At 30.2% G+C, this 12,311-nt stretch carries 10 protein-coding genes, 1 pseudogene and 1 riboswitch; of the genes and pseudogenes, 9 read left to right on the top strand and 2 right to left on the bottom strand.

Annotated elements, in window-relative coordinates; genetic code table 11:
• The first annotated feature begins 19 nt into the window (after window positions 1–19).
• The 4 genes and pseudogenes from KIB46_RS04070 to KIB46_RS04055 all read left to right on the top strand — a co-directional run.
• Complete coding sequence (locus KIB46_RS04070) at window positions 20–1,120, top strand: hypothetical protein (RefSeq protein ID WP_291670934.1); 1,101 nt, start codon at window positions 20–22, stop codon at window positions 1,118–1,120.
• 111 nt (window positions 1,121–1,231) lie between these two features.
• Window positions 1,232–2,614: a CehA/McbA family metallohydrolase gene (locus KIB46_RS04065; protein WP_291670933.1), complete on the top strand. Its 1,383-nt coding sequence runs from the start codon at window positions 1,232–1,234 to the stop codon at window positions 2,612–2,614.
• A 60-nt stretch (window positions 2,615–2,674) separates the two neighbouring features.
• Window positions 2,675–2,833 (top strand): DUF1540 domain-containing protein, encoded by a 159-nt coding sequence (locus KIB46_RS04060; RefSeq protein ID WP_156560452.1) that lies wholly within the window; start codon window positions 2,675–2,677, stop codon window positions 2,831–2,833.
• Window positions 2,834–2,889: 56 nt separating this feature from the next.
• Window positions 2,890–3,063, top strand: a pseudogene (locus KIB46_RS04055) (manganese catalase family protein); the annotation flags it as partial.
• A 175-nt stretch (window positions 3,064–3,238) separates the two neighbouring features.
• On the opposite strand, the gene KIB46_RS04050 reads toward KIB46_RS04055, so the two are convergent.
• A complete protein-coding gene (locus KIB46_RS04050; RefSeq protein WP_156560450.1) occupies window positions 3,239–3,445 on the bottom strand; it encodes an alpha/beta-type small acid-soluble spore protein in 207 nt (68 codons plus the stop codon).
• Window positions 3,446–3,836: 391 nt separating this feature from the next.
• Window positions 3,837–6,071, bottom strand: a complete 2,235-nt coding sequence (gene pflB / locus KIB46_RS04045; protein WP_291670931.1) for a formate C-acetyltransferase — start codon at window positions 6,069–6,071, stop codon at window positions 3,837–3,839.
• A 262-nt stretch (window positions 6,072–6,333) separates the two neighbouring features.
• Between pflB and KIB46_RS04040 the strand changes: the two genes are divergently transcribed.
• The 5 genes from KIB46_RS04040 to KIB46_RS04020 all read left to right on the top strand — a co-directional run bounded on the left by KIB46_RS04040 (window position 6,334) and on the right by KIB46_RS04020 (window position 12,297).
• Window positions 6,334–7,077, top strand: coding sequence for a DeoR/GlpR family DNA-binding transcription regulator (locus KIB46_RS04040; protein ID WP_156560445.1), 744 nt, complete (start codon window positions 6,334–6,336; stop codon window positions 7,075–7,077).
• Between the two features lie 2 nt (window positions 7,078–7,079).
• A complete protein-coding gene (gene pfkB, locus KIB46_RS04035; RefSeq protein WP_291670930.1) occupies window positions 7,080–7,982 on the top strand; it encodes a 1-phosphofructokinase in 903 nt (300 codons plus the stop codon).
• An 18-nt stretch (window positions 7,983–8,000) separates the two neighbouring features.
• The gene (locus KIB46_RS04030) at window positions 8,001–9,884 is read left to right on the top strand and encodes a PTS fructose transporter subunit IIABC (protein ID WP_291670929.1); all 1,884 of its coding nucleotides are present in this window, start codon (window positions 8,001–8,003) and stop codon (window positions 9,882–9,884) included.
• A 290-nt stretch (window positions 9,885–10,174) separates the two neighbouring features.
• On the top strand, window positions 10,175–10,666 hold the full coding sequence (locus KIB46_RS04025; protein ID WP_291670928.1) for a hypothetical protein: 492 nt from the start codon (window positions 10,175–10,177) through the stop codon (window positions 10,664–10,666).
• Between the two features lie 187 nt (window positions 10,667–10,853).
• Window positions 10,854–10,995: riboswitch (molybdenum cofactor riboswitch) on the top strand.
• A gap of 99 nt (window positions 10,996–11,094) precedes the next feature.
• Window positions 11,095–12,297 carry a molybdopterin molybdotransferase MoeA gene (locus KIB46_RS04020; protein ID WP_291670927.1) on the top strand — a complete coding sequence of 401 codons (1,203 nt, stop codon included), beginning with the start codon at window positions 11,095–11,097 and terminating at the stop codon, window positions 12,295–12,297.
• Window positions 12,298–12,311 lie beyond the last annotated feature (14 nt).

Below are 12,311 nucleotides of genomic sequence, written 5' to 3'. Positions count from 1 at the left end.
TGTTAAATGGGGGGATTTTTTGGTTAGTATAGAGTATATAGTTGAATATGGTAAGTGTTATGTTTTTCCTAAAAATAAGATGATAATAGTAAGTAAATCATATGAAAGAAGCTTATGTAAAAAAGATATTATTAATGAAATCTATGATGATATGGATGAATCTATATTGCAAGAAGACTTAACTTATATTAAGGCAGTGGAGTATGCTTTAGATGAGTGTTTTGAAAATAAATTTGAATTAATAATTGGGATTAAGGACAAGGAAAGTAACACATATAATATGAAGTTACAGGAAGAGTACATAAATAAAAATTTTTTATATAGAAATTATATAAAAAATGGATATACCTTTAAAAGCATAGATTGTGCAAAAAGTTATGTTAACAAATGTAAAGAGAAAAATGAATTTGTTAAGTTTGATAAGATTACATTAAAAATAATAATAACAACAAGTTTTGGAGATAGGCTTGCAGAATTTGTACAAGCAATAGGAAATACATCTTCATTAGAGGGAAATGAAAATAAGAAAAAAGATGCATTTAAAAGTGAAATCATTCAAAGCTCCTTTGCAAATATTAAATATAGTAGTATAGATTTTAAAAGTTTAATGGAAAAATTAATGGAGTGGGAAAGTTGTAATTTTCAGTGGAATGGTTATTTTGGGGAAATAATAAAGTTATTTAATCAAACTGGATTTAGGCTTGAAGAAGACAAGGAAACATATAAATTAAAGGATTATATTGCAGCATTCTTACATGGTAAGAACTTTCTTTTTATACCTTGTATGAAGAAACATAAAAATGACTTATATTTAGATTTAAACAATAATAGATACATATATAATAATGAAAGTAAGGGATTTCATAGAGTATTATCAAAGAAATGTAGTTTTCTGTTTGAATCCTTAAAGATTAATAGTAAAGAAATTATATTCTATGAAGATTTAGAAATAGGATATTTGTTTTATTATATTGAGGAGAAGGTGTATATTGCATTAGGTAGATATGATTCCCTAAGCAAGAGAGTAACAGTAATAGATATAAATGATAAGGTCTTAAATGTATTTAGTGAGTTTATAAATAACTTTATAGAACTTGAAGAAGATAAATTGAAGTTATAAGGGTAAAAAAGAAATCGCTTTGCGGTTTCTTTTTTCTTTAGGAAATTATAAAGAAATTAGAATAATTTATAAATAAATAAAGAAAATAGTATTAGAGAAAGGAAGGGTAAAATGAGTAGAAGAAAAAAATATTATAAACTATTTATTGCAATTCTCCCTCTAATACTAATGCTTATAGGAGTGGGTGCTTATATTTACTTTTCAAAAGATATAGAAGCAGTTACAGTATCCACTGAAGATGATATGGTATATGAAGGAAGTGTAGATAAAGCTGGAGAGTTATTAAATCCTGGAGATGAAGTAATTGTTAATTTAAAGGTGAAAAATATAACAGAAAGTAAAAAAGGAAAAATAGAGGGGAAGCTAATTTGTGATGGTGAAAGTAAAACTTTAGGGAAAAATAACTTTTCAATAGAAACTTTGGAGCCAAATGAAGAGGGAAATGTTCAATGGAAGATAAAATGTAAAAGTGGTGGTACAAGGTTTATAGTACAAGTTAAGGAACCTAATAAAGGGATAAAGAATATAAAGCTAGGTGGAATTACAGTTAGTGGTAAGGGATGGTTCATGGGAGATAATCATACTCATTCTAACTATTCTGATGGGAATGGAAGTGTAGCAGAAAACATATGGGCCATGAGAAGTGTTGGATTAAATTATATGACAATGACTGATCATAATAATAGTAATGGATATGAGGAATCCAAAAGTGCTAAAGGCAATGGAGAAATAATTATAAAAGGAAATGAATATACTACATCTTCGGGTCATGCAGTTTTAATGAATGTGAAGGATAATAAGAATTATGGTTCTTTATCTAAAGATAATTTGATTAAAGAGCTTGGAAATTATAATACTTTAATTTATGCTGCTCATCCTTTTGATGGTAGGTTAGGATGGAAGTTCCCTGATTATAATGGGGTAAATGGAATTGAAGTGTGGAATGGATGTAGAGGCCCCAAAAATAAATATAATAATGATGCCTTTATTCAATGGGATAAATTAAATACAGAAGGAAAGCATCTTTATGGAGTTGCAGAAACAGATGCTCATTATCCAGTTGATATAGGAAAGGTATACTTAAAAACATATGCAGAAAGTTTTACTGAAGAAGGTATAATTGAAGCACAAAAGAAGGGGCATATGTATGGAACTAATGGACCTTCATTAGAGATTAAGGTGAATAATGCTATGATGGGTGATGACTATAAAGTAAATTCAATGGGAGAAGTTATAAAGGTTAATTTAAAAGGGGAATATTATGATGGAATTTCTAAAGTTAGATTAATAAGAAATGGTGAAGTGATTTCTGAAAAAGATATTAATGATACTACTTTTGAAATGGTAGAAAGAGTAAGGGTAGTACCAGGAGATTTTATTAGGATGGAAGTGGAAGGAAAAGAGGAGGAAGGACAGTCTTTATCAACTGAAGTTGGAGTTAGAAATACTGCTCCATTTGCATTTTCAAATCCAATTTTTATTATAAAAAAATAAGAATATTTTTATAATATAAGGTTAATATAATTATGAAATTGATTATATGGAGGAATGGAAATGAATAAAAATAGTTCAATAAAATGTTCAGTACAAGAATGTAAGTATAATGCAGTAGATGAAAGTTATTGTACACTTGATGAAATAAAGGTAGGAACACATGAAAAACATCCTAAAGTTCCACAATGTACAGATTGTGAATCATTTGAATTAAGATAATAATTAAAAGACTAGAGAAATATTTCTCTGGTCTTTTTAAAAATATTAGATTAAGTATGGTTCTTATAAGAATCATAGTTACAAGTGGTGAAATTCAAACACATGTACCATGTGGATTATCTCCAGTACTAATTAATTCATCTGGAGCACCATGGACAGCAGATTATGTAACTGTTACCGGTTATTTGTTTACCGATTTATTATCCAATATAGCCTCAGAGCAAAGAGCTATATATTCAGCATCAATAGGACAAATCGTTGAAGGGCAGACAGCACTTACAGAACTAAGCATTGGTGATAATAAATAGTATTATAATCAATAAGATAAATATAGCGCTATACTTTGTATAAAAAAATAATTAGTAGAGCATGAAATGCTCTACTAATTATTTTTTAGGACATTAATTACTTAAGTCCACTTTCATATTGTTCTACCATTCTTTTAACCATTTCTCCACCAACGCTTCCATTTTGTTTAGAAGTAAGGTTTCCTTTATCAGCATTTTCATAATCTTGTAGTCCAAAGCTTGAAGCTACTTCATTTCTTAATGAATTTAGCCCTTTCTTTGCCTCTGGAATTAAGTTTCTGTTACCACTATTGTTTGAAGACATATCTGTTTCCTCCTTATAATTTAATAAGATTGTACAAATATTGTACAATCTTATATTAACCAAATATAAAAAAAGTAAACTAGAAATATATATCCTTTTGTGTAAATAAAAAACTATAATTCCTGATTTAATTATTATATAGAAATATTGTAGATGCATGAAGAAAATGAATAAAATTTTTTTATAAAAAATTAAATGATTGAAACTATATGCTAGACAGAAATGTTAGTTAGATAGTATAATAGAAGTGTGTCTTAAATTGCTAATTAAGTAAAAATACAGTAGGTATATAAAAGTATACTTGCTGTATTTTTTTGGAATTATGGCCTAAATAAAAAGCTAGCAGGTAGATATAAACCTACTTACTAGCTTTTTGTTTCTTATAATAAAACTACATCTTTTCGTGGAATGTTCTGTTTATTACATCAAGTTGTTGTTCTCTTGTTAACTTGATGAAGTTAACTGCATATCCTGAAACTCTAATAGTTAATTGAGGATATAATTCTGGATGTTCCATAGCATCAATTAATGTTTCTCTGTTAAATACATTAACGTTTAGGTGATGAGCATCTTGTCCAAAATATCCATCCATCATGCAGCTTAAGTTGTTGATTCTATCTTCAGGAGTCTTTCCTAAAGCATCTGGCACGATTGAGAATGTGTTAGAGATACCATCTTGAGAATGTTCATATGGAAGCTTAGCAACTGAGTTTAAAGATGCTAATGATCCTGAATTATCTCTTCCGTGCATTGGGTTAGCACCTGGAGCAAATGGTTCTCCCTTCTTTCTACCACATGGAGTAGTTCCTGTCTTTTTACCATAAACAACGTTTGAAGTTATAGTTAAGATAGATTGAGTGTGGTATGCATTTCTGTAAGTCTTGTTTTGTCTGATCTTATTCATCATGCTTTCAACAAGGTATACAGCTATATCATCAACTCTATCATCATCATTTCCGTATTTAGGGAAATCACCTTCAACTTCGAAGTCTACAGCAATTCCGTTTTCATCTCTTACAGGTTTAACTTTAGCATATTTAATAGCAGAAAGTGAGTCAGCACATACTGAAAGTCCTGCTATACCACAAGCCATTGTTCTAAATACATCTCTATCGTGTAAAGCCATTTGTAAGCTTTCATAAGAATATTTATCATGCATGTAGTGGATAACATTTAATGTGTTAACATAAAGGTTAGCTAACCAATCTGTCATTTGTTCAAATCTATCCATTACTTCATTATATTCTAAGTATTCAGATGTTATTGGAGCTAATTTAGGTCCAACTTGCATTCCTAGCTTTTCATCCTTACCACCATTTATAGCATAAAGAAGAGTCTTAGCTAAGTTAACTCTAGCACCGAAGAATTGCATTTGTTTACCAACCTTCATTGCAGATACACAACAAGCTATAGCATAGTCATCTCCCCAGTAAGTAGTCATTAAATCATCGTTTTCGTATTGAACAGAGCTTGTATCAATAGAAACCTTTGAACAGAAGTCCTTAAATGCTTTAGGAAGTCTTGTTGACCATAAAACTGTTAAGTTTGGTTCTGGTGAAGGTCCTAAAGTATAAAGTGTATTAAGTACTCTAAATGAGTTCTTAGTAACTAAAGATCTTCCGTCTAATCCCATACCAGCTATAGATTCAGTTACCCAAGTTGGATCTCCTGAGAATAAATCGTTATATTCTGGAGTTCTTAAGAACTTAACTAATCTTAACTTCATTACGAAGTGATCCATTAATTCTTGAGCTTCTTTTTCTGTTATAACGCCATTTTTTAAATCTCTTTCTATGTATATATCTAAGAAAGTAGAAGTTCTACCAAGTGACATTGCAGCACCATTTTGTTGTTTTATAGCTGCAAGGTAACCAAAGTATAACCATTGGATAGCTTCTTGAGCGTTAGCAGCTGGTCTAGATATATCATATCCATATGAAGCAGCCATTTCTTTTAATTCTTTAAGTGCAACTATTTGATCAGAGATTTCTTCTCTTAATCTAATTACATCTTCATCAATTGTTCCTACTTCAAGGCTTAATTTTTGTTCATTCTTATCTTCTATAAGTCTATCAACACCATATAAAGCAACTCTTCTATAGTCACCTATGATTCTTCCTCTACCATAAGCATCTGGAAGTCCTGTAACTATACCAGCTTTTCTAGCTAATCTCATATCTGTTGTGTAAGCATCGAAAACACCTTGGTTGTGAGTTTTTCTATATTTTGTAAATATTTCAGATATTAAAGGATCTATTTCATATCCATAAGCTTTAGCTGCATTTTCAGCCATTCTTATACCACCTTCTGGCATAACAGCTCTCTTAAGTGGTGCATCAGTTTGTACACCAACTATTTTTTCTAAAGCTTCACTTATATATCCTGGTTTGTAAGCGTTGATTTTAGATATAGTCTTTGTATCAACATCTAATATTCCACCATTTTCTCTTTCTTGTTTGCTTAATTCGCAAACTACATCCCATAATTTAGTTGTTTCTTCTGTAGCACCTTCAAGGAAACTAGCATCACCTGTATATTCAGTGTAGTTAGTTTGTATGAAGTTTCTAACGTCGATGTGTTTTGCCCAACGGCCTTCGTTGAAGCCTGTCCATTGTTCTTTGTTCATTTAGTCCACCTCATTGTCTTTTTGTAAACGTTAAATAATTTGATTGCAGGATTGTAAATTATTTAACAAGTTGAATATATCATAGAAGTATGTTGAAAGACAATAGAAAAATGTAGAGTTTAAATATTCTAAATATTTGAAAGAGTGAAATTAAGTAGAGGATATATCTTAATAAGAGTGAAAGAAAATGAGTGATTATGAATGAAAATGATTGACTTTGAAATATTCAGATAGTAATATTTAAATAAAGGGAGTGTTGTAGATGTTAACGGAAGAAAGATTTCATAGAATTTTAAGTATGTTAAATGAGAAAAAAGCAGTTACAGTTAGCGAACTAGTAGCTTTGTTAGATACCTCTGAATCAACAATAAGAAGAGATTTGAATGCTTTGGCAAATTTGGGGAAACTGAATAAGGTTCATGGTGGAGCAGTAGTTGTTGATAAAAATTTAACAACTGAAGAAAAAGACGTCAAAACCAAGCATGATTTAAATAGAGAAGATAAAATAAGTATTGCAAAATTTTCTGCTTCATTAATAGAAAAAGGAGATTTTGTGTATATTGATGCAGGAACCACAACTGAAATTTTAGCTGAATATATTGAAGAGAAAGAAGCAACTTACGTTACAAATGGTATTGTTCATGCTAAAAAGCTTATTGAAAAAGGATGTACAGTTTATATATTAGGGGGAGAATTAAAGTTGTCAACAGAAGCTATTATAGGGGTAGAAGCTATAAAGAGTTTAAAAAAATATAATTTTACAAAAGCTTTCTTTGGTTCCAATGGAGTGAGTATAGAGGCAGGTTTTACAACTCCAGATGTTAAAGAAGCCCTTGTTAAGGAAGAGGCTGTAAATAGAAGTAAGACACCTTACGTATTAGTTGATAACAGCAAGTTTAATAAGATATTTCCAATAACATTTGCAGAAATTAATAGAGCAAAAATAATAACTAAGGAAATAGGAGAGAATAAATTTAAAGATTATACAGAAATATTGGAGGTATAAAAATGATATACACAGTGACTTTTAATCCCTCACTGGATTATGTAGTTAAAGTTAATGATTTAAAGTTGGGGAGAGTTAATAGGACAGAAGAAGAAGATGTGTATCCAGGTGGAAAAGGTATTAATGTATCTATAGTATTAAAAAATTTAGGATATGATAGTTCTGCTTTAGGTTTTATTGCTGGGTTTACTGGTGATGAAATTGAAAGAAGAGTATGGGAATTTGGTTGTAAATCTGATTTTATTAAATTAAATGAAGGGTTATCTAGAATAAATATAAAGGTTAAATCAAATGAAGAAAGTGAAATTAATGGTGGAGGGCCACACATTAATGAAGAAGCATTAAATTCTTTATATAAGAAGCTAGATAATTTACAAGATGGTGACATATTAGTTTTAGCAGGAAGTATACCTAAGTCACTTCCAGAGGATATATATGAAAAGATTATGGAAAGACTAGAAAAGAAAGAAATTAAGGTTATAGTAGATGCTACAAAAGATCTATTAGTAAATGTACTAAAGTTTAAACCTTTCTTAATTAAGCCTAATAATCATGAGCTTGGAGAGATATTTAATGTAGAGTTAAGAACTGATGAAGAAATAATTGAATATGCTAAAAAGCTACAGGATAAGGGGGCAAGAAATGTACTTATATCTATGGCTGGAGATGGAGCAATTTTCTTATCAGAAATTGGAGAAATTATAAGAAGTGGGGTACCAAAGGGAGAAGTTAAAAATTCAGTTGGTGCAGGAGACTCTATGGTAGCTGGATTTGTAGCAGGATATTTAAAGAACTATGATTTTAAAGAAGCCTTTAAAATGGGGGTGGCAACAGGTAGTGCTACAGCATTTTCAGAAGGTTTAGCAACAAAAGATGAAATACTAAAATTATTAAATGAAATTTAGTTTTAAGGAGGAATAAAAATGCGTATTACTGATTTGTTAAGTAGTAATTCAATAGAGTTAGATGTAAAAGTAAAAAATAAAAAAGAGGCCATTGATAAGCTTGTTGAATTAATGAATAATTCAGGCAAGTTAAATGACAAAGAACAGTATAAAAAGGCTGTTTTATCAAGAGAAGAATTAAGTACAACAGGAATAGGAGATGGAATAGCTATTCCTCATGCTAAAACAACAGCAGTTAAAGATGCAGGATTAAGTGCTATGGTTGTTAAGGATGGCGTTGATTATGATTCTTTAGATGGTGCTCCAGCTCATCTTTTCTTCATGATTGCAGCTCCAGATGGAGAGAATAATCTTCATTTAGAGGTGTTAGCAAGACTATCTACCATTTTAATGGATGAAGAATTTAGAAAAAAACTTATAGATGCTGAAAGTAAAGAAGAGTTTTTAAAGCTTATAGATAAAAAGGAAACAGAAAAGTTTGATGAACCAGTAGAAGATAAGAAGGAAGAAAAAGGTGGATATAGAGTTTTAGCAGTAACAGCATGTCCTACTGGAATAGCACATACCTATATGGCAGCAGAAAGCTTAGAAAATAAAGCTAAGGATATGGGTATTTCTATAAAGGTTGAAACAAATGGTTCTGGTGGAGCTAAAAATGTTCTAACAGATGAAGAAATAAAAAATGCAGATTGTATAATAATTGCTGCTGATAAAAATGTTTATATGGATAGATTTGATGGAAAAAGAGTGATTCAGACTAAGGTGGCAAATGGAATTCACAAGGCAGAAGAACTTATAAATGAAGCAGTTAGTGGGAAGGCTCCTATATTTCATGCATCAGGTGAAAAGTCTGAAGGTGGAGAATCTGATATAGAAAAAGAAGGAATAGGACATAAGATTTATAAGCACTTAATGAATGGCGTTTCTCATATGTTACCATTTGTAATAGGTGGAGGTATTCTTATAGCATTATCATTTTTAGTTGACTCAAGAGCAGCAGGAACTCCACAATTTGGAACAAGTACAGAATTTGCATCTTTCTTTAATGTTGTAGGTAATTTAGCCTTTAGCTTTATGTTGCCTATACTTGCTGGGTATATTGCTATGTCTATTGGTGATAGACCTGCTTTGGCAGTAGGTTTTGTTGGAGGAGTTTTAGCTAAGGATGGTGGCTCTGGTTTCTTAGGGGCATTACTTGCAGGATTTATAGCAGGATATTTAGTAGTTGGATTAAAGAAGCTATTTGATAGCTTACCAGATAGTTTAGAGGGATTAAAACCAGTTTTATTATATCCTTTCTTTGGAATACTGCTTATTGGAGCAATACTAATATTTATTGTAAACCCACCAGTAGCTGCTCTTAATGATGGTATAACTAATTTATTAAATAGTATGGGTTCTACAAGTAAGGTTCTTTTAGGGTTAGTTTTAGGTGGTATGATGGCTATAGATATGGGTGGCCCATTTAATAAGGCAGCCTATGTATTTGGAACAGCTTCCTTAGCAACTGGTAATAATGATATTATGGCTGCTGTTATGATAGGTGGTATGGTTCCACCATTAGCAATAGCTTTAGCTACAACTTTCTTTAAGAATAAATTTACATCAAGAGAAAGACAGTCAGGTATAACAAATTATATAATGGGAATTTCCTTTATTACAGAAGGTGCAATACCTTTTGCAGCAGCGGATCCATTAAGAGTAATACCTTCATGTGTAATAGGATCAGCTATAGCTGGAGGACTATCAATGTTCTTTGAATGCCAAACATTAGCACCACATGGTGGTTTATTTGTAGTGCCAGTTATGACAAATCCATTTATGTTTATTGTATCACTTATAATTGGTTCTTTAGTAGCAATGGTTCTATTAGGAGTATTAAAAAAACCATTAGATAGATAATCATTAGAAATAGTTATTGTAAATTTTATTTTGCAATAACTATTTTTTTCTTTACTGTCTAGTAAATTATAAAATTTCAATTAGCTATAAATCAAAAGTATTATTACATTTTCATATTAAAAAATATAAAATAAAGGATAGTAATTTTATAATTTCCTTACCTTTAGTACGAAGGGAATAAATATCTATTCTTACAATAAGCTTAAAAGTTAAGAGTTATATTGATTTATTATATGCAGTATAATATACTATATATAAAGATAAAAAATATTATATAAAGGGTGATTATTATGTCAAAAAACTACTTTATTAAGGAAAGACTATTAGCTTTTGGAGCTAAATTCGACGTTTATGATGAAAATAGAAATGAAGCATTTTTAGTAGAGGCTGATAAATTTGATATAGGGAAAAATATAAATATCTATACACCAGATAAATCAAGAAAGTTAATGTATTTTAGGCAACAGCTAAGAATTGGAGCACATAAATATAAGGTATATGATTCAAATGATATGGAAATAGCAGTAATAGAAAAGGAATTTATGGTACCTAAATATAATATATCAGGGGCACTTGGTAGATTTGTAATGAGTTGTGATTCTGCAATTTTCGGGAGAAATTATATAGTTGAAAAAGATGGAGTTAACATTGGGGAAATAGATAAAGAGTGGACATTTGGGAGAGATAGATACACATTAAAGGTATTAGATGAAAACTATACTACAGTTTTAGTAGGTTTATTAATTATGGTAGATATGGTGAGATTCCATTCAGATAACTAGAAGAAAGGGTGATTGTTAAAAATCACCCTTTTTTGAATGTGAATTTTATATAATTAAAAAATATTATAAAAATATCTAATCTATTGTCAAATAATATCTAATAGTGTTAAAATAATAACATTAATAAAGTGACTAAATCATTTTATTAAGTGGAATATTTATATAGAGAGTATTAATAAAAATATAAAGAATATAAGATTTCCAGAGCATAACACTCCTAAGGAAGAGATTCTAAGGAATTATGCCTGAATTACATTGTTAATTCGCAGGGTAATATTCGAAAGGGTATTATCTCCACGTTTTTGGGAAGGAAATAAGTTTTTTGATTTTAAATAGAAATATTTAAAGCTTATTACTTATGCCCAAAAATGCATTAAGTAATAAGCTTTTTTTAGATATTAGGAAATTAAAAAATTAGGAGTGAGAGTATGATTACCTTAGAAGAGGCTCAAGAGCTTTTATTAAAAGAAACAAAGGTAAATGATATAGAAGAAGTAAATATTTTTAATAGTCTTGGAAGGGTTTTAGCAGAGGAGATTCTATCACCTATAGATAGTCCTCCATTTAATAAATCACCTCTTGATGGATATGCTATTATAGCTAAAAGCTTAGAGGGAGCATCAAAGGAAAATCCAAGAATTTTAAAGGTAATAGATAAAGTATTTGCAGGAGAGACATCTTGTAAGAAAGTTGGAGATGGCGAAGCTATTAGGATAATGACAGGAGCTAAAATTCCAGAGGGAGCAGACTGCATAGTAAAGCAAGAAGATACAGAGGCTTTAAAAGAAAATGAAGTAAGAATTTTTGTATCACATAAAGCTTATGATAATTTCATTTATCAAGGTGAAGATTTCAAAAGAGGAATTAAGATAATAAATAAAGATAAGTTCTTAACTTCATCAATAATAACTGCAATTGCATCTTTGGGTATCAATAAGGTTAAAGTTTATAAGAAGCCTATAGTTGGAATAATTACAACAGGTGATGAACTACAAGAACCAGGTGAAGATCTTAAAGAAGGAAAGATATTTAATAGCAATAAAGCCTTTCTTTATACAAGATTGTTAGAACTTGGAGCAGAATCTAGGATTTTTGATATTGCTAAGGATTCTATTGAAGGAATAGTAAGTGTAGTAGAAAAGGCAGAAAAGGAATGCCAAATAATTATTTCTACTGGAGGAGTTTCTGTTGGAGAAAAAGATTTAGTTTTAAGGGCTGTAGAGTCCATAGGGTATAGAAGATTATTCTGGAAGATTTCTATGAAGCCAGGTTCTCCTATGTTTAGTGCAGTAAAGAATGGAGTTATATATATAGGTCTTTCTGGTACTCCAGTAGCAGCAGCAACTACCTTTGAGTTAACAGCTAGAAGAGTAATTGCAAAGATGTTAAACTGCAAGGATATTGATATAAGGAAAGTAGAAGGAATTCTTCAAGACGAGTTTAAGAAAAAGTCTCCTAAGAGAAGATTCTTAAGAGTAAGAGTTAGTGAAGAACTTGAAAATAAGGTTTATATAAATAACATTTATCAAAGTCCAGGACAAATAAACACAATGATTAAAAGTAATGCTTTATTAGAAGTTGAAGAAAACAAAGTTTTAGAAATTGGAGAAAAGGTTTGGGTTATTAAATAATAAAACTAAGGGAT

It is taken from the genome of Clostridium sp. (assembly GCF_018372875.1).
In the GTDB taxonomy this organism is placed as follows: domain Bacteria; phylum Bacillota; class Clostridia; order Clostridiales; family Clostridiaceae; genus Clostridium.
This window is presented reverse-complemented; position numbering and strand designations above follow the sequence as displayed.